Source organism: Pseudomonas sp. F007 (genome assembly GCF_057814275.1).
Genome location: NZ_JBVATA010000004.1, coordinates 407,542 through 425,634 on the forward strand (window position 1 = coordinate 407,542; position 18,093 = coordinate 425,634).

The following is an 18,093-nucleotide window of genomic DNA, read 5'->3' on the forward strand; positions in this document are numbered from 1 at the left end:
CAAATATGCGGAGCAATCCTTCAGCCTGGTCTTGGCGGAGAGGATAATGTTTATCAGCAAGCCGCTGGATCACAGCAACAATTGCCCCCCCGTGGCGAGCGCCCTGCCGTAGCTTGGTCTTTGACGATGGTCAGGACCAACCGCCAGTTACCTACACCGCTAGACTTACGTGCTACGTTTGATCACCATGCTCCATCGTTCGAGGGCCGGCTCCCGCTGACCCAAGGCGCGCGCCTTTGTCGCCCTCAAATTCATTCAAGAAATCTGTGCGAGTACCTATGTCCAGACGTCAAGCCGCAGCACCATTCCGCTACGAATTCGAAAAAAATGGCGCGTTTGGCGTCTTCAAGACTAATGGTTCCGTTCCTATTGAATACTTCATGACCTCCTTCAAGGTCGACGAACTGCCGTATCTCTCTTACGCAAAAGACGTCAATACCGAGCTCAATTTTGATTACTTAATCCAACGTGACATTGATGAAGACAGAGCGATCGCCGAGATAAGTCAATACCTCGCCGCAAAAGAGGGTGTAGTGCAGAAAGACATCGTCTTTCTCCCCCCGTTGCTGGTCGCCGTGGTCTCCGTTGATCATGATAATTGCTTGGATGACTACTACCCCGACTCCACATTTTCCGAGGACGCAGACTCGGTTGGCGAGCTCTACGTTCGCGAGTGGCCAGGTATTTTAAAGGTGACCAACTACGCGATGGCTCAAGAGCAGTCGCGTACATTCAGCTGTGCGGATGGGGATCATGAGGTCTCCGTGACGGTCGACAGTGCTAAAATTCAGGTCAACTTGACTCGTGATAATGTCAAAGGTGCACGATTAGTAGTCATTGATGGGCAGCATCGCTTGTTCGCTCTAAACACCTTGATGACTCACGACCGCTCGTTGATCGAGGGGCTGACACTGCCGATTTGTCTTGTGTATCCGCCTAATTCGATTGCACACAATTCAGACAGCCAACCTAAAGTACCCGAGGTGTTGCGCAATCTGTTTGTCGATGTTAACTCCACTGTGGAGCGTGTCAGCGGTCATTTCCTGACCCTCTTGTCGGAACAGACCCTCGGTTCGATTATCTGTCGCGAATTCTGCAAAGCTGTGCTCGAGCAGAAGCATAGTGAAGGCTTAGGTTTAATAGAATGGAACACGAAAAATCACAAGCAATCATTGGAAATTTCGCGCGAGCACACCCTGACCAGCATCGGCGTTATCAATAATGCATTCGAAGAAATTTTCAAAACCAAAAGTGGTGTTCGACTGCTCGCCGCCATACTGGGGATTGACAAGCGTGCTAGCGAATTCGACTTTGGCACAGATGAGTACGACGAAGAAAAGAGCGCGCCGGAGTATTTCCCTTGGCGTGACTTTTTGTCCCGCCATCGCGAGCGTTTAGTAGGACTAGTCAACGAGACAATCACCCCTTCACTCATCGAGATGTTCTTTAACACCACCTTCTTCTCGCGCTATTGCCAGGAATTCCAGGACTTTTTCGTTAATACAGAAGACGAGATACGCCGCGAACGACGCAGTGACCAGAACATTTTCTCCAATGTGAAGGACCATGTGCTGTTCAACGGCATGCTCATCAAGCCGGCGCAGGCCATGCATGCTCATGTACGTGCGGACTTGGGGCAATTGATTACTGGCATCATCCCCGACTTCTCGCGGAAGGCTATTTTTCAGAAAGCCATGATTGAGGCCTGGTCGCTGCTTTGCTCAAAGTTTGTGGCTCACGATATACCTGTGAACCGCGCCGCGCACTACATAAAACAGTTTGTTGAGCACTCATTTGCGGTCAAGGCAGGCCTGTTCGACGACCGACATCTGTATCTGCAAGATACAATTTTCAGTGGCTCTCGTATTAAGGTGACCAAGTCGGCCAAGCGCCAGATTGTCCGCTTGCTCCTATCCAATGGCGAGAAGGCAATTTGTGAAGATGCCAAGGAAAAAAGCGTGATCTCGGCGCTGGCCAAGGAGGAAGTCGGCAGCTTCATCAAGCAGATGCGCGACGATAAACGTAAGGTTTTCGAAAAATCCTACCGCACCAACTTTAGCTTGGCGGCAATCGATCGGGAACGGCTGCATGCCGCCGAACTGGACAAGTCGAGAGAAATGAAAGAGCTGGCAGGGGATTCATCCAAGACCACCTTCGATCGTCTGGTGGATGATCTCATTGCTGAGAATCTCAAGGACTCGTTCGACGATTTAGCCCGCACCTTGAAATTTAAAGACTTCCTTTACTCGAAGAGTGAAGAGCTTGATGAAGAGCTCTAAGGACACCTACTTCGCCGTTGTCGAAGGGGACGCACTCGCCCCCGGCCCCCGCGAACTGCTGAGCGCGGCGGTGCTAGAATATGAGGAGTTCATCCTCGTAGGGGATAGTGAGCGCTTGTTGACCGATTTGTCGCAATACGTACATGCAACAATTGCGGCCCGCCCGATATGTGTCTTGGCATCTAGCAACGCCCTCCTGTTGACCGTTGAACATTTCCTTGACCATGCTTACCTACATGAAGACGCCAATCGCCGCTTTTTAAAAGTATGCCTTGATACGGGAAAGGTGGCGCTAGTACCTCAAGTACGCGATGCCAGTTTCAAGATTGACGCCAATCTGCACGTCTACTATGAGCCGGGTATGCAGGGATTGCATCCGGTAGTCAAAAGTGTCGTAGAAGCAGCTTGTGCGCAGCACAACGAGGTAACTAGATTGGTGTGCCGTTTACTTATTGGCTACAGCTTTCTGCCAGATCAGCAGCTGAAAAGCAAAAGCGCCGGCAGCGATCTCGATGCGCTACAGCTGCACGAGCTCCAAGCATTCCTTGGCCACCTTACTGGACTCGTGCCTATTTTTACGCTGCTCCAAGAAGAGCTAACAGACCTGATCACTCATTGCAACACCCTGTTGGCAGTTTGCCCCAGCAGCGCCTCAGATTTGGCGAACATCCAAGCGACGGCCGCGCTGCAAAATGGATTTCCCTGTATCTACAAAGTGATGTCGGTTTTGCACTACTTGGCCTATCAGCTCGCCATAGAGCGCAACCTGTTCAGCAAAGCTTTTATGCACATTTTTAGAGCATATGAGTGCTACACATCGGGAGCTCTGTTTCTTGACAATGCGACGATTCGCTTACATACAAAAAGCGGGACAAGCCTTGATTCGTATATGATCAACAACCAGCGTATCTTGGGTTTTACGCCCGTGTTTAAGGGTATAGGTACTTACTTCAACTTAGAACAGAACGCGGACTATTTGACCTGCAAGTTTTACATCGACCTGCGCAACAAATTTCATTACACCCATGGTGACGTCAAACCAAGTGCCAGTTTGGCGAATGAGTTTGCCCGCGCGGTCATCAGACAAATTCTCAAAATTGAAAAAGCCGCGAATCAGCAAAATTTTCTTTGGCGCGATGTATATATGCAAACACGAAAGCACTTGATAAAGGACCCACAATGGGAAGTCCCCGCAGCCATTCGACGAGCGCTGCAAGCTCATCAACTGACCTCCTTCATGGTGCCTTGACGACAGTAACCGATGGCTTCGAGCAGGTTAAATGGGCGCAAAGCAATGGAGGTTAACGCACCGCCATTACAGGAGCTTACATACGATCATTCTTGTCTCAGCGCCGCGCCGCGCGGCATGATTTCTGCGACACTCACGTTCCGCTGCTTACACCCCACTGACCGACCTCCCGCTCATAGGCAAGCTGCAAGACCTACCGTCGTGGTATCCAACCTTGCGTGTATGTTAAAAATATGCAAAATAACGTACCTGCTGAGAAAAGACATGCGAACACATGACGACCTATATCCACTCCTTCCCCTGCGTCAGAGGCATTCAAGCCGGTAGGCCATGCTACATAGCGATGTGCCCGATGCGCCTCGTGCCGAAAATCTTCATTTTCAACGAGGAAAACGTGCCTGCGGATTTGCGCGCCCAGCGCACGCTGAACTTGGCTAGAGTTCCTGAGATTTCCGCATATTTGCTTGATAATCGCGATGACTACACCCTTTCTGCAATCACCGCTTCAGTTGATGGGGTAGTCCAATTTACCCCTGCTTCCGACACTGGACTGGGGCAAAGCATCGGCACGCTCACAATCCCCATGGAGGCTCCGATCCTGATCAACGACGGCCAGCATCGCCGCGCAGCCATCGAGCAAGCAATTCGTGAGAATCCAGAGCTTGGCCACGACAACATCCCAGTCCTTTTCTTTATTGATGAAGGGCTCAATCGCAGCCAGCAAATGTTCGCCGACCTCAACAAGCATGCCGTACGGCCGAGCAACTCAATCAGCACCCTGTACGACCACCGCGATCAGATTTCTGATCTGGCCAGGTATCTGGCAAAAAATGTAGACGTCTTTTCTAGGATGACTGAGCTGGAGAAGTCCAGTCTCTCCCCTCGCAGTTCCAAGCTCTTTACTCTCAGCGCCATCAAAAATGCGTCCCGTGTCCTCTTGAAAAAAGGGAAAGGTGATCTCATAGCGCAAAACGAGAGAGAGCTCGCAAAATCTTTCTGGGAAGAGGTATCTCTACAGATGCCCGATTGGATAAGGGCCAAAAACAAAGAGCTGTCGACGTCTGAGCTACGTGACAACTACATCCATGCCCACGGCGTGTTGCTGCAAGCGATGGGACTCGTCGGTGCTGAGCTGATTATCCGCAAAGAATCCGAGTGGAAAAAAACCATCAGCCAACTGCGCACCATCGACTGGTCCAGAGCCAATCCTGAATGGGAAGGCCGGGCCATGGTTCACGGCCGGATCTCCAAAGCCACAACGAACGTTGCACTCACCGCCAGTCTCATCAAGAAGAAGCTGGGTGTCCCGCTGTCCACGGTTGAACGCGAGTTAGAAAACAGGTTTCCTCAAAAATGAGTAATGATCAATTTCTCTATCCATCACACGATGACTTCGTCCAAGAAGCGATCATTGCTGGTAGACCTTTAGCGGACGCTGTCCGCGAGCTTCAGAGCATTTACAAGGCAGATAATCGCCCTTGGGTGGTAGGGTTCAGCGGTGGTAAAGACTCCACCGTGATTCTCTCGCTCACATACTACGCGTTGAAGATGTTGCCGCCTGAGGAACGCCATAAGCATGTGTACGTGGTTTCCTCCGACACTCGAGTGGAAACCCCTGTAGTCGTCGACATGATCCGCCAGGTGCTTGATTCGGTGAACGCCCAGGCGATTCAGGATCAACTACCCATGACAGCACACTCTGTCACTCCTAAAGTCGGCGAGACGTTTTGGGCCAACCTGCTGGGCAAAGGCTACCCTGCCCCAACCAAAGCATTCCGCTGGTGTACTGAGCGGATGAAAATTGACCCTGTGAGCGAGTTTATCAAGGATAAGGTAGCTCGCTTCGGTGAAGTCGTGGTTGTGCTTGGCTCCAGGCGAGAAGAAAGCTCCACGCGTGCCCAGGTAATCACACGCCACAAAATCGATGGTTCTGCACTGGGTCGACACACGACATTGCACAATGCGTATACCTACATGCCCATTGAGCTTTGGCACGCTGATGATGTGTGGGAATACCTCATGAGCGCTGCAAGGCCTTGGGGTGGCTCCAACCGAGTACTGTTTGAGCTCTACAAAGACTCCAATGCTGGAGAGTGCCCGCTCGTCATCGATACCAATACACCATCGTGCGGAAACTCGCGTTTCGGATGCTGGACCTGCACTGTTGTGACACACGACAAAGCGATCGAAGGACTCGTAAACAGCGGAGAGGACTGGATGCTACCGCTGCTCCAGTTCCGCAACCAACTGCACGCCAGCTCGCTGCCCGAAAATAAGACAGAATTCCGTAACTACAAACGCCGTACCGGGAAAGTGACCTTCGCAAGAGGGGCTATCGATGACGACTCCAATACCGCCGCCAAGCACGTGCCTGGTCCGTACTGGATGAAATATCGTCGAGAGTGGCTGAAGCTACTTTTGGAAATTGAGAAGGGTATTCGTGAGACTGATCGCGAGATTGAGCTGATCGGCCGCGACGAGCTGCAAGTGATTCGCCAACAGTGGCTCAAGGATCCAAACGAACCGGACTGGATTGATTCGCTTCCTAAAATCTACGGAGAGGTTTACCCCGAAGATACAGTCGAGTGGATCAAAAATGATGCCGGCGCGTTTACTGAACCTGATGCGGCCATTCTCAACGCACTCGAGGCTGAGCGCGGCGTTCCAGCAGTGCTGATCATGAAACTCATCGATACAGAGTTGTCATTCTCAGGGCTTTCACGCCGAAAAGGCATTCTGGACGAGCTGCAGAAAGTCCTGGAGCAAGACTGGGGTGGATTGGACGAGGCGATGGAACGACGCGCCGTACCTAAAGTTACCGATACGTACAAGACTGCTTTCGAATCTCTGAAAGCCGACATAGATGGCTTGCTGCAATGATTATTGACTCTCTTTCAGTACTAGATTTCCGCGTGTTTAGCGGAGCCCACGACTTTGACCTGGTTCCGAAGATCAAAAGAGGCAAAAACGCGCCTATTGTTTTGTTTGGCGGCCTAAACGGCGGCGGCAAAACGACCATTCTGAGCGCGCTGAAGCTTGCCTTGTACGGCAAAGGCGTACTGGGCTCCGGCGCAACGGTTGCCGAGTACCATCAGTATCTTCGTGAATGCATACACAGAGCTCACAACAGCATCGCCAAGCCTACGCGATCGGCTGTCGAGCTGACTTTTCGCTATGCACAATATGGTGTTATTTCAAGCTATCAACTGACACGCGATTGGTTTGTTGACCATGCTGGCAAGGTAAAAGAAGGCCTGATCATTTCAAGGGACGGGCACCCTCTGACCGAGCTTTCCTATGATCAGGCACAAGCATTTCTCAACGAGCTGATCCCGATCGGCGTCTCTGAGCTGTTTTTCTTCGACGGCGAAAAAATCGCGAGCCTTGCCGAAGAAACATCCGGAGATGCTTTGCGTGAATCGATCAACAAGCTTTTGGGCTTGGATCTCATCGATAGATTGCACTCCGACCTCTCCGTTATCATTAGAGGGCGCTCGATCAAAAAGGCTTCTGAAGATCGCAAGCAAAAAATTGTTGAAGCAGAACGGACATATAACGATCTGAACGAGCAACTGGCAGAAGTACGCGAAAAGCTTCTCCTCATGCGCGTGAATACTGTCGAGGCCAACAAGAACCTTGGCAACATCGAAGCGAGCATCAATGCACGCGGTGGCGCCTGGAGCGCCTCCAGGCAAGAGGAAACGGTCAACCTCGATGCATTGGTTAGCGACAAAAAAGCTATAGAGCACACCCTGCATGACATGCTCAGCGGCCTGCTACCTTTCGCTATAACTCAAAGTCTCAACGAGAAACTGCTAGCGCAAATAGACGCTGAGCAACGCGCGGAAAAAACACAGGTACTCTCCGAATACTTGCAACGTCAGCAGAGCAATTTTCTAGCAGAAGTCGAATCTGCCTTCGCTATGACAAAGGATCAGCTCCCTGCCCTTCAAGATATTTTTCTGAGGACATTCGGCTCAGAGGTCGCGAACAGCGCTGAACAACAAGCTCCAGTACACGAGCTCTCGGATACTCAACGATTCAGCATCACTCATCGCCTACAGAACGATGTTGGCTCGCTCCAACAGCGTGCTGCTGACTTAGTGATGACGCTTCAGGAAACCGATAGCCAGATCGAATCCGCCCGGGAAAATATCGCTAGGGCGCCCGACGAAAAAGTACTGACCCCACTGTTTAACAAACAAGGGCAGCTACAAGGACGGCTTTCCGCTCTTGAGGAGCAGAAATCGGTATTGGCTGAAGAGGCAAAGGCCCTCCTCGCACGTCTCTCGGTGGCTGCACGCCAGTTAGACGATCTCTACACCGAAATAGCGGAGTCCCAGGAAGAGGAGCGCCTGACCGGTCTTGCACAGAATGCCAAAGATGTATTGAAAGAGTTCTCTACTCGCGCTCGAATTGAAAAACTCAAAGAGCTCGAGTCGCAGTTTTACACCTCATTCAATGGCCTGGCTCGCAAAGAGGATCGGAATCTCAGCATTCAGATCGATCCAAACACCTTCGAGGTCGTACTGATCGACGATGAAGGCGTAATACTTCGTAAAGAAGAATTGTCAGCCGGCGAGAAGCAAATCTTTGCGATCTCGATCTTGGAAGCGCTGGCCCGCACTTCAGGGCGAAGCCTGCCAGTTGTGATCGACACACCACTGGGCCGACTGGACTCGGTTCATCGGAAAAAGCTCGTGGAAAATTATTTCCCTAAAACAAGTCACCAAGTCATCATTCTCTCGACGGATACGGAAATTGATTACGCCTTCTATGAAGGCCTACAGGGAAGTATTTCGCACTCTTATCATCTGGTATACAACCCAGAAACCCGGTCCACTCAAGCAGAGGAAGGCTATTTCTGGCGGTGGGCACAAAACGCATGAACGTATTTCCGCACAAATTTAAAATATCAGCCTCATCCACTGCAAAGCTGAAGTACCTAAAATCGAAGACAGGCCTGACGCCCAATATTTTGAGTAGATTTGCGATCGCGCTTGCACTCGCTGACGAGAATGGGCTTGGCAATGCAAGTGTGTCAGACCTGGATGGCCAGGAATTTAACGCCCCAACTCTATTTGGCGAGCACTTGGATATCTATGAAGCACTACTCAGGCAGTTCACGCATCAAAGTGCTCTAGAGTGGGATCCCGTCAGGCATGTCGCATCTCTCATCGAGGTAGGCTTGCATAAAATGGGACATGTACGCTCCCTGAAAGACGTAGCCTTGCTGATAGCAAGTAAATAAAAAGAGCCCACCTTCAGCGGTGGGCTCAACCATTAACGAGCCTATATGGCGTTAAGCTCAATTGAAAAACACTAAGACTACATTCTAACGAGTGCTTTCCGAATATCATTTATGATTCTGATTTTCTGACTATCGTGTTCAACCATTGATTTACACTTCGCCCAGCTAAATCTTTTCAAACTTTTTCCCTACGTCATTCCCACGTCACCGGCAAGCCCCACTGCACTCTGCAGTTTTGGAGCCGGAGGCCGGACCTTAGGCGCCCAGCGCCGTAATATCATCAATGATCGTGTGCTCGGCCTGCTCGTCGAGAATCAGCCTAATGATGGCACTTTGTGCATCCAGTCCCGGGTCGATGATCGTGCTTTTGATAATATCCAAACCGCCGCAGGCGTATTCTTCGAAGAGCTTGATCTTGGCGTCAAATTTATCGCCCTCAGGCTCCAAGTAACTGGAATCCTGATGCTCGAACAGGGCCAGCACGTTCATAAAAGCGTCGTCGTACTCCCCCCGAAACACCGACAAGGGGATGGGCTCGCTAGACTTGTCGAACGCCACCGACTTTTTTCTGGAAAAACCCAAGGCCGCGGCAAACACCATGGCGTCCTTAAAGGAGGCGAAGACACCCACGTCATCCTTCAGATAACTTAAGGTGTCGGTGTGTTTAGCTGGTTTCCGGACGCGATCAACCATAGAACCCTTCCTCCAACTTTGTATATTCGAACTTTTCATCACTGCCTGGGTTAGGCTTATGATATGTGAGCGTGTATTGCTTACCCAGGCGCTTGGATAACTCTCTTTCCACCTCGCCGCGCCACTGAGATTTCGACACCATGACGATGACCTGGTCAGCAAGGGCAGGAATGAAGTTCGCCACTTTTTGGCGATACTCAGGGTCCAACGCACCAAACGGCGAGTCCATCACGATTGGATAAATGCCACCCTTTTGCAACCCACCCGATTTAGTGACCCGCTCTTTAGCGCTGTTAACGACGCTGCTAATAAAACAAAGGCTTGTAACCTGGTTCTCACCGGTGGATTTCTCCCACACCGGCTGCTTACCGTGCCCTTCGATGTTCTTAAATATTTTGAGCGTAAAGCCCTCATCGATCTCCGCCCAATAATCTTTCTTCATGATTTTCCGGAAGGTGTCATCGACTTTTTTCGACAAATCTAAGCGTACCTGGTGGGCCATCGCTTCGTGAAATTCGCCAATGGTCTCCGCTACTTCCTTTGCCAGCTGTTTTCTGCGCTGGCTCAAATCCGCCTGATTGGAATTGGCGAGTTCTTTTTCAATTTCCTTTTCCTTGTCTTTTAGCTGCTCTTCCCAGTCGGATTTGGCGTGCTCGCCGACGGCGCAGTTGGCGTTGAGTCTTCGGCTATCCGCCTTTAATCCCACTCGCCGCTCCTCCAAATCGGCGGAATCCTCTACGCCCTTAATCTTTTCGCCTAGCTCATCAATTTGCCCCAGAAAGTTCATTCGCCGGTCGTCCAGCTCGGTCAATTTAGTCATCGACTCATTAATGTTGGCGAACAATGCTTTACGTTCGGACTGCAAATGGGACATGTGACCAAACAGCGTCATGAACTGCTCTTCAACGCCATTATCCTTGAGAGTGGTTTTGTACGACTCAAGTGCCATCACACAGTCACTTCCCGGCTCCAGCGGCTGACCGCAGATGCACTTACCCAGACCGATCAGATCATCGATAAAAGTGGCTTTTATCTTGCTGGGTATCTCCCCCCGGATCCGCATTTCATCCAGATATTGTTTCACCCCGGTCAGTTGTGAATCAATAAACGCCAGGAAGCCCCGTTCTGTGACGTTTTTGTTGAGCGCAGCCGAGGCGTCAGCTTTATCTATTATGATTTGCTCGAGCTGCTCCTCAAGCATCTTTCGCCGCTTTTGCTTTTCAGCGATCGCCTCGATCGACTGTAACCGTTTATCGATGGCTTCGATCTCTAGGTCAATTTCACTCAGGGTACTTTTCCAACCCTTGATCTCGTCTTCTTTTTGCTGGATTTTATCCGTCAACTTCGATTGCTCTTCCAGCAACACCGTCATATTGCCAGAAGAACTGTCTTTGGCTTCTTTGTTGAAATGCCGGATCACCGGACCTTTCAGCTGCTTTTCAGCACGATCCAGAATATTCAGGCCCATTAGGCACTTAATAGCCTCTCTGACCTGAGTGGAGGCACTGTTGTAGGCTAATTTTTCGATGCGCTCCCCGTTAAAGAAAAAATAGCCGTGCATATCTTCCGGCAAGATTTGATTGAGCTGGCTGCCCGGGTTCGAAGAACGACCGGATAGGCCTGCAGAATTAATCCAATTGAGTAACGGTACGGAGGGGCCCAAGGACTCCGCGTGCAAACCCGCTCCTTTGACAAATTTCTGCTCCCGGTGCGCGGTGTAGGCGAATCCGTCATCATCAAACTCCAACGTCACCGACATGATGATCGGGCTGTCCTGGCCCGCTTCCGCAATAGCTCTTTCACTCAGAATGTTTTGGTTGTTGGTATCGAAATCGGTGGTTCCGTAGAGCACCCATTTAAAGGCGTTCAACAGGGAGGTTTTGCCGGCACCGTTTTCTCCGTGGATGACCGTGACGCTGGCCTTGTCATCGGTTGAAAAACTGATCGACACTTCGCCATAGAACTGCCGGAAGTTCCTGATGGTTAATTTTTTTAATTTCATGCCTTCACTTCGTCCTTAATCACCTTGATGATGCGCTCACAGAAATCCCGCTCCATGTCCCCTGGCAGATCTCTGTAATGCTTGCCTTCTTGATGAATTTTCAGGACTTGATTGATAACCGACTGGACTTCCGGAGAAGCAGCTTTGATGACCTCATTGGGCTTCTTCATATTAAGCACCTAACAGTTTCAGTTTTTTTCGGATGTCGCGTAAGGTGGAAAGGGTGTGTCCGTAGTTTTCGGAAATCTCGGCAAACTCATTAATTCGATCAAGCTCACGCTCTACCATGCTCTTTTCGATATTGAACGTTTCTGCGTCCTCCCCCAACTTGTCTAGGGGAGGAATCGCGATAAAATCATAGATGGATGCATGGCCCTTACCGTCGTACTGACGCAGTACCCGTCCCCGTCGTTGAATGAACTGACGGGGGTTGGTCGAGGACGCCAAGATGTAAGCGGTTTTCGTTTGCGGGATGTCAACGCCCTCATCGAGGCACTTAATGGCAACAATGGCGTCAATGTCGCCAGCCTTAAAACTGCCAAGAATCTCGGCGCGCTGTTCTTTGCTTTCTTCGGCCGTGAATTTGGCCACGCGCCATTGGCAGTCCCTCCCGGCAATCTGAACAATCCGGTCGATATCCCGTTCGCCGTCGTTGATGGCCTCACTGGAATAGATCAGGGTGTGTTGTCGGTCCTGACTTTCGTTCAGCAGTTGTTTCAGTTTGCGCTTTTTGCCCCCACTGCTGCCGGTGAGCTTGGCGCGCTTGATAAGCTCGAGCTTTAGGCTGGTCGAAAAATCGTCTTTATTCCCCATGGCCATGAGCCGGGCAATCTTCTTGCTTAACCGGATGTATTCGTCCAGCTCCTCCGGATCTAACTCACAGACGATCGGGTAATAGTTGTACTTGCACAGAAAGCCGGCGTCGATGGCGTCCTTGATGTCAAACTCAATTACCGGCTCACCGAAGTAGTCAAAGATGGCCTTGGTGCCAAAGGGGTCGTTGTGGCGGATGGGCGTGGCCGACAACCCAATTCGGAATCGCGCCTGTTGGGGCAGCTTCTGGACAATGTTCTCAGCGCCCATGTTATGCACCTCGTCCGACACCAATAACAAGTTGGCACGGATACCATCAAGGAACGACTGGAACTGGCTGTTCTTGAAGGTGTCATTGACCGCAATGGCTACCATATGGTCACGGCCCCCTGACAGCAGCTGATTGTAGGCGGACTGCACAGTACCCAACCACTTGTCTTTGCCCCCGTAGCATTTGATCGCGTCATAGCCAAAGAACGCCGCTTCGTCCGCCCACTGCTCCCCTAAGTGCAAGTAGGGGACGGTAATAACGATGACAAGCTTGGCTTGTTGAGTGCGGAAGTGGTCCAATAGCCGGGTGGTCGCCGTCAGGGCGGTGATGGTTTTGCCGGCTCCGGTGGCCATGCAGAACAGCCCTTGCCCATTCTGAACAAACCAGGCTTTGATGGCTTTTTCCTGGTACCCCCGGATCCTTCCCTCTTCATTTTGAATGGCTTGGGGGACGGCCGGGTGGCCAGATGGCAAGCTGTAAGGGCGAGAGCCCGTCGTGGCATAAGCTTTGATTTTATCCAGCGTCGTGGATGTGGGTGTAAATATCAGGAGATTGGGGTCTCTACCTTGCCAGGTGCTCTCGAATTCGCGCTTCTTTTTCTCGCACCGCTGGCGACCTTCCTCACTCGCCCACGACCGATAAATGTCAATGGTCTCCCAGTTCGACGAGGCTCTGGAGGTCAAATTGTACGAGCCGCTGAAGGCGATATCGTTGCCCGCCTCGTCCGAAAAGATGCCATTTTTCGCATGGTAAATCCCACTCAGCTTATTGGTGGGCACTGCCACTTTCAGCTCAACAATGCCATCTCTGATCAGCCAAGCCAGCGCTAGACGGGCGTCCTCTTTGAGTGCCGAGAACACCTGATCCACCTCTTCCTCAAAAATCCGTTTGGCCTGAAACTCCTTATCCGCCATCGCTTTCGAATTCACGATGCAGTCTAGGTCCTTCTCCTGCAACTCGTGGCCGACAATCCATCGAGCTTTGCCCCGGGACCGGGCGAACTGCGAGATACCCTGAGCGGTATCCGCAATCCAGCCGGAGGTAAAATACCCCACACCTACGTCGTAGGTGACTGCTCTCTTTAGAACCGGGTCGAAGAAGATCGCGCTGGGATCTTCGGAAGAAGTATTAATCGACAGCGGAAGATCGATTTCATCAAACATACAGATCGAATTCCTTTTTCAATGCATCCAGAACGCCCGTATCAATAGACTTTTCTTCCGTATGGTTACGATAATCCAGTTGCCATAAGGTGGTTGGCTCGCCGGTGGCGTAGTAGCGCTCAATCTCCGCATCCGTTCCATCAAAGCGCACACGATCCCGCTCTAAGACGATGTCCGGAAGGGCCTGCTTCAACTCATTCATGCACAGCACTCCGCAGCCGCCTGCTATAGTGCGGGCCAGCCCAATTCAAACTGGGGTGGCAATTAAGACGGGGTCGGAGGGTGGCGCGGCGGTATGCGGCAGTTGCCGCGGCACATTCGGAGGGCCATCCCTGGTATACCGCAATCTGCCATTTTGCGATGCCTGACAACATATACACTGACGAATCGTGGGTAAAGCCAGACGCGCCCTTTACTCACCAGCCAGCTCCCATCAACAGGCCAGCACACCGCCGCATTGCCTCACACAGGCTGAGCCCATCACGCCAGGCTGGCCTCGATAATATGCTTGCGCTCTTCAGCACCCAGCATCGACACGCCCTCGTACACCAGCGCCTTGTTGTCACCGGTATTCGGGTTGGCGTTCCAACGCAGGTTTAAGGCAGCCAGTTTGCCGAGCCGCCCCGTCACCTCTACGGACTCGTGCCATACTCGCTTGCACCTCACAAAAAATGGCACAGTGCCAGTAAAATGGATAGCATAGTCTCATATCTCGCAAACTTGTATCGATACCGTCGCGAACTCGCTCATCAGCTCCTGGATGCTCCCACTGGTGGGCTTCTCGGCAAAAACGGGCTGATGATTTCAAGCGTGCCTGTGCCTTTTGCAGCCGCTCGCCTTTGCAGGTGTTGGTGAAGGAAGTCGGGGTAGGCCAAGCGCCCAGGTGCAGCTCCGGAAAATAGAAGCTGCAGTCGGGATCATCGGCATTCGGCGACGAACCTGCCTGCACCGCGACGATCCCATCCAGCGCAGGTGTCGCTCTGCTGGCCTGGAATAGCCGCAACGCCCGGCGAAGCGGCCCAAGGATAGGCCGTCTTGTCAAAGCGCTGCAGTGCTTAAGCCTACATTCCAAATTCTGCGGAGTCTGGATATTGCCGATCCCTCTCCATAAGCGGATTCTTCCACGCCTTAATAGACGCTGACTACATAGATGTACTCATTCATGGCAATCTGCTAGCAACAAAAGGCGCCAGGATTTAGGATCTGGAGCAGCAGATGAACATCTGCCGCATGAGCATATAAAGCTACGCACATGCATTTTTGGCAGGCGTAGTCGTGATTATTTGAAACAGGGAGTGCTTCAATGAGTACCACTGATGCGTTGGATCTTGCCAACGACGCCCTAGATTCGTTCCACCAAATCGAACAGATTGCCTCCAAACAACTCGCATCGGGCAGTCGCGAGGCCTCCGATGCCTTGGCAGTCGTAAATACCTTCACCGGCTCGGCAGCAGTGGAGCAGATAGCATCCATTTCTGACGACGTAACTAAATCGCTAGCGAGCCTCGTCCGCGAACCTGCAGTCTCCCGGATAGTTGTGGAGAACGATAGGGGTCAGGTTGAGACTTACTACATCTGCCGCACGACTGGAGGATTCGTCCTCAATCGGGGGAAGCTAGCGGGGTATCGCACCCCCTTCGGGCGACTGGCTGCTCACGACGTAGGTGAGGACGTCGAGTTAGAGATCGCGGGAAAGAAAGTCAGCTTTCGAATCCTAGACAAGCTAGAACTCAAGCCGCAGAAATTCGCTGAGCTGTGGGATTCCATCGACGGCGTTTGGCGACAAGAAAGCTCAGCCCCGCAGACGATTCCCTCTCTTCGGAAGGTTGTACAGCCAGACGATGGCGATGAATTCTTAGCAATGCTGGGTGGTCACTCTGAAATTGAGAAAATCCGCAAAGGTGTACGCCACGAAATTAGAAAGGCTATGGCCCTGCGAGACCAAGCAATTCTCGACAAATTTCAAGACGAGGTCTTCCGTCTTTCCATTGATCACCAGCTGATTATCTTGGGCCCTCCAGGCACAGGTAAAACAACAACGCTGATCAAACGGCTCGGCCAGAAGCTCGATTGGGAGGCGCTTAGCCAGGACGAGCGACTGCTACTAGGCCCTCAATCAAGACGTTCACGGTGGGTGATGTTCACCCCTTCAGAGCTGTTGAAGCACTACGTAAAAGAGGCCTTCAGTCGTGAGAATGTGCCAGCTTCCGATGAACATATCAAAACCTGGAGCAAGCGCCGGCACGAACTGGCTAGATCAGCATTTGGCATCCTCAAGACGGGTAACGGCGGTACATGCATTCTCAAAGAGGATCGTCATTTCGCTCCATTAGAAATCAACGACGATCCCCGCCAGTGGTTCGCAGAGTTCAAATCCCTACACCAAAACCGCTTGCTCTCCTCCCTCCAAGAGGGAGCAGTTCTGCTGAGAGATTCGGCTCCTAACCTAGTAGATGCAGTGGTGCATAAACTGTACGCCACGGCAAATGAGCTCCGACCAGAGGGACTGCTCAGCGCTTACGCCGAATGGAACAACCTCGAGGCACGGATTGATCCGATGATCAAATCCAGTCGTGCAACCACAGACAAGTTGATCCAGCAGCAAGGCAACCTCCTTCACAACCGTAACAAAGCTGTCTTCGGGGAGATGGCTACATTCCTCGAAAGCCTCGGTCAAAACGATGATGACGACGAAGATGGGGCTGAGTTTGATGACGACGCCACAGAGGACATGACACCTACTCCCACTCATACCGCGGAACTCAGAGCCTTCCAGGCCTACAAAAAGTTTCTCCAGAGTTATGCACGCACTCGCTATCGCAACAGCAATCTAGGAAAGACAAGCCGAGCGACGCAGATCCGAGACTGGCTCGGTGACCGGGTGCCTTCTGATGAATGGCTCAAAACGCTTGGACGAGAGATGAGCTTCCAGAACGCCTTGCGGCGTTTCAGAGACGCATGGAAGAGATACTTACTTGATGTACCCGCAAGCTACAGAGCATTCCGCCGCGATTGCTTGGCGTTCGATCGGTACGGCTATCAACGACCAGAGCAGCCTTCCCACATTGATGAGACTGAGCTTGATGCAATTCTTCTCCTCATGCTTCGCTCCGCTCGAGAGCTCATTCGGCAGGACTTCATTAAGCGGCACCTCGACGAACCTCGCTTTACGGAGCTGGCTAGAATCTCGAGCCAGTTCCTGCAGCAGGTCTTAGTCGACGAAGCGACAGACTTTTCAACCCTCCAGCTGGCATGCATGGAGAGCCTGACTGACCCGGCGATCGAGTCGTTCTTCGCTTGCGGAGACTTCAATCAACGAATCACTGGGAATGGTCTCAAGCACATAGATCAGCTCGAGTGGATCTCGCCACGCCTCAAGCCTCACCGAATCAATACTGTGTATCGTCAGAGCCGCCTTTTGAATAGCTTTGCCATCAAGCTGCTTGGACTCATGGACGGAGACACCGAGGCGGTAGGTCGCCTACCAGAGCACTCTTCTCACGAAGGCGTTAAGCCGGTGCTCGGGGAGAACCTTGAGGGTGAAGAGGTCGTCACTTGGGTAGCCGAGAGGATTTTCGAGATCGAAGATCAGATCCGCGCCAAGGGCGAAGCTGTTCCTACGATTGCCATTTTGGTGACCTCGGAGGCGCATGTGAAACCAGTAGCTCAAGCGTTGACCGACAAGTTGGAAAGCCGGAGCCTGCGCGCGACTCCGTGCGTAGATGGCCAGTCATTGGGCAACGAATCCGATATTCGCGTGTTCGATGTCCAGCACATCAAGGGCCTCGAATTCGAAGCAGTGTTCTTCATCGGGTTGGACGAGCTTGTCAGAGCCAAACCCGCGCTGTTCGAACGGCTCCTGTATGTGGGTGCCACCCGAGCGGCGACGTACCTAGGCCTGGTCTGTCATCAGGAGCTGCCGCCTGCCCTAGTAAGCCTTCGCCCCGCCCTCGCCGAACGCTGGTAGGCACTGGCAAATGACTGCGCCGGCTCAAAGGACTTTTCGATCCGGCGGAGTAACCATTTCACAAAACCCAAAAGTAGATCGGTTTCAAGGCCATCTAAGGCAAAGATTCCTGACTGTAAAGCGACATTTCGATGTATTAAGAGCTGATTATGGCGTTGCCTGTAGGCGTTGATGAAGAATTGACCCATCTGCCGAAAAAACTCTGACCCAAAGAGCTTTCAAAGCTACGACCGTCTGTGCTGGGTATCTACCTATCTATGTTGGGGCAGTCTTGCCCCAGCAGGTAGGGCAATTCTGCATCACCGCCAACAAACACCTCTCAGATGGCATAGCTACCGAGATCCAAGATATCCGTGGGAGTAAATGTGGGAGTATTTTTTCAGATATGAAAAAGCCCAACCGATG

13 protein-coding genes are annotated in these 18,093 nt (G+C 51.9%); 7 read left to right on the forward strand and 6 right to left on the reverse strand.

Annotated elements, in window-relative coordinates:
* Positions 1-278: 278 nt before the first annotated feature.
* From ACZYR5_RS12070 to ACZYR5_RS12095, 6 genes are all read left to right on the forward strand, one after another.
* Positions 279-2,279, forward strand: coding sequence for a ParB N-terminal domain-containing protein (locus ACZYR5_RS12070; RefSeq protein ID WP_489089692.1), 2,001 nt, complete (start codon positions 279-281; stop codon positions 2,277-2,279).
* On the forward strand, positions 2,266-3,528 hold the full coding sequence (locus ACZYR5_RS12075) for a hypothetical protein (RefSeq protein ID WP_489089691.1): 1,263 nt from the start codon (positions 2,266-2,268) through the stop codon (positions 3,526-3,528). The genes ACZYR5_RS12070 and ACZYR5_RS12075 overlap by 14 nt, the downstream gene beginning before the upstream one ends.
* Before the next feature lie 274 nt (positions 3,529-3,802).
* The gene (gene dndB, locus ACZYR5_RS12080; protein WP_489089690.1) at positions 3,803-4,885 is read left to right on the forward strand and encodes a DNA sulfur modification protein DndB; all 1,083 of its coding nucleotides are present in this window, start codon (positions 3,803-3,805) and stop codon (positions 4,883-4,885) included.
* Positions 4,882-6,408, forward strand: coding sequence for a DNA phosphorothioation system sulfurtransferase DndC (gene dndC / locus ACZYR5_RS12085; RefSeq protein ID WP_415264204.1), 1,527 nt, complete (start codon positions 4,882-4,884; stop codon positions 6,406-6,408). The genes dndB and dndC overlap by 4 nt, the downstream gene beginning before the upstream one ends.
* Positions 6,405-8,417: a DNA sulfur modification protein DndD gene (gene dndD / locus ACZYR5_RS12090; RefSeq protein WP_489089689.1), complete on the forward strand. Its 2,013-nt coding sequence runs from the start codon at positions 6,405-6,407 to the stop codon at positions 8,415-8,417. The genes dndC and dndD overlap by 4 nt, the downstream gene beginning before the upstream one ends.
* Positions 8,414-8,779 (forward strand): DndE family protein, encoded by a 366-nt coding sequence (locus tag ACZYR5_RS12095; protein WP_213605979.1) that lies wholly within the window; start codon positions 8,414-8,416, stop codon positions 8,777-8,779. The genes dndD and ACZYR5_RS12095 overlap by 4 nt, the downstream gene beginning before the upstream one ends.
* Positions 8,780-9,034: 255 nt before the next feature.
* Here ACZYR5_RS12095 and ACZYR5_RS12100 read toward each other — a convergent pair whose 3' ends face one another.
* From ACZYR5_RS12100 to ACZYR5_RS12125, 6 genes are all read right to left on the reverse strand, one after another.
* Complete coding sequence (locus ACZYR5_RS12100; RefSeq protein ID WP_213605980.1) at positions 9,035-9,472, reverse strand: DNA phosphorothioation-associated protein 4; 438 nt, start codon at positions 9,470-9,472, stop codon at positions 9,035-9,037.
* Positions 9,465-11,474 (reverse strand): AAA family ATPase, encoded by a 2,010-nt coding sequence (locus tag ACZYR5_RS12105; protein WP_489089688.1) that lies wholly within the window; start codon positions 11,472-11,474, stop codon positions 9,465-9,467. Before ACZYR5_RS12105 ends, ACZYR5_RS12100 begins: the two co-directional genes overlap by 8 nt.
* Positions 11,471-11,644: a hypothetical protein gene (locus ACZYR5_RS12110; RefSeq protein WP_415264200.1), complete on the reverse strand. Its 174-nt coding sequence runs from the start codon at positions 11,642-11,644 to the stop codon at positions 11,471-11,473. Before ACZYR5_RS12110 ends, ACZYR5_RS12105 begins: the two co-directional genes overlap by 4 nt.
* A 1-nt stretch (position 11,645) precedes the next feature.
* Complete coding sequence (locus ACZYR5_RS12115) at positions 11,646-13,721, reverse strand: DEAD/DEAH box helicase family protein (protein ID WP_489089687.1); 2,076 nt, start codon at positions 13,719-13,721, stop codon at positions 11,646-11,648.
* Positions 13,714-13,923, reverse strand: coding sequence for a hypothetical protein (locus tag ACZYR5_RS12120; protein ID WP_213605982.1), 210 nt, complete (start codon positions 13,921-13,923; stop codon positions 13,714-13,716). The genes ACZYR5_RS12115 and ACZYR5_RS12120 overlap by 8 nt, the downstream gene beginning before the upstream one ends.
* 278 nt (positions 13,924-14,201) lie before the next feature.
* Entirely contained in the window at positions 14,202-14,351 is a 150-nt protein-coding gene (locus tag ACZYR5_RS12125) for a hypothetical protein (RefSeq protein WP_489089686.1), read from the reverse strand.
* A gap of 673 nt (positions 14,352-15,024) precedes the next feature.
* On the opposite strand from ACZYR5_RS12125, the gene ACZYR5_RS12130 reads away from it, so the two are divergent.
* Positions 15,025-17,688, forward strand: coding sequence for an ATP-binding domain-containing protein (locus tag ACZYR5_RS12130; protein WP_489089685.1), 2,664 nt, complete (start codon positions 15,025-15,027; stop codon positions 17,686-17,688).
* The last annotated feature ends 405 nt before the right edge of the window (positions 17,689-18,093 follow it).

What these genes read in the sequence shown, in the direction of transcription:
- ACZYR5_RS12070 (WP_489089692.1), top strand. Translation starts at nt 279, where the DNA reads ATGTCCAGACGTCAAGCCGCAGCACCATTCCGCTACGAATTCGAAAAA.
- ACZYR5_RS12075 (WP_489089691.1), top strand. Translation starts at nt 2,266, where the DNA reads ATGAAGAGCTCTAAGGACACCTACTTCGCCGTTGTCGAAGGGGACGCA.
- dndB (WP_489089690.1), top strand. Translation starts at nt 3,803, where the DNA reads ATGACGACCTATATCCACTCCTTCCCCTGCGTCAGAGGCATTCAAGCC.
- dndC (WP_415264204.1), top strand. Translation starts at nt 4,882, where the DNA reads ATGAGTAATGATCAATTTCTCTATCCATCACACGATGACTTCGTCCAA.
- dndD (WP_489089689.1), top strand. Translation starts at nt 6,405, where the DNA reads ATGATTATTGACTCTCTTTCAGTACTAGATTTCCGCGTGTTTAGCGGA.
- ACZYR5_RS12095 (WP_213605979.1), top strand. Translation starts at nt 8,414, where the DNA reads ATGAACGTATTTCCGCACAAATTTAAAATATCAGCCTCATCCACTGCA.
- ACZYR5_RS12100 (WP_213605980.1), bottom strand. Translation starts at nt 9,472, where the DNA reads ATGGTTGATCGCGTCCGGAAACCAGCTAAACACACCGACACCTTAAGT.
- ACZYR5_RS12105 (WP_489089688.1), bottom strand. Translation starts at nt 11,474, where the DNA reads ATGAAATTAAAAAAATTAACCATCAGGAACTTCCGGCAGTTCTATGGC.
- ACZYR5_RS12110 (WP_415264200.1), bottom strand. Translation starts at nt 11,644, where the DNA reads ATGAAGAAGCCCAATGAGGTCATCAAAGCTGCTTCTCCGGAAGTCCAG.
- ACZYR5_RS12115 (WP_489089687.1), bottom strand. Translation starts at nt 13,721, where the DNA reads ATGTTTGATGAAATCGATCTTCCGCTGTCGATTAATACTTCTTCCGAA.
- ACZYR5_RS12120 (WP_213605982.1), bottom strand. Translation starts at nt 13,923, where the DNA reads ATGAATGAGTTGAAGCAGGCCCTTCCGGACATCGTCTTAGAGCGGGAT.
- ACZYR5_RS12130 (WP_489089685.1), top strand. Translation starts at nt 15,025, where the DNA reads ATGAGTACCACTGATGCGTTGGATCTTGCCAACGACGCCCTAGATTCG.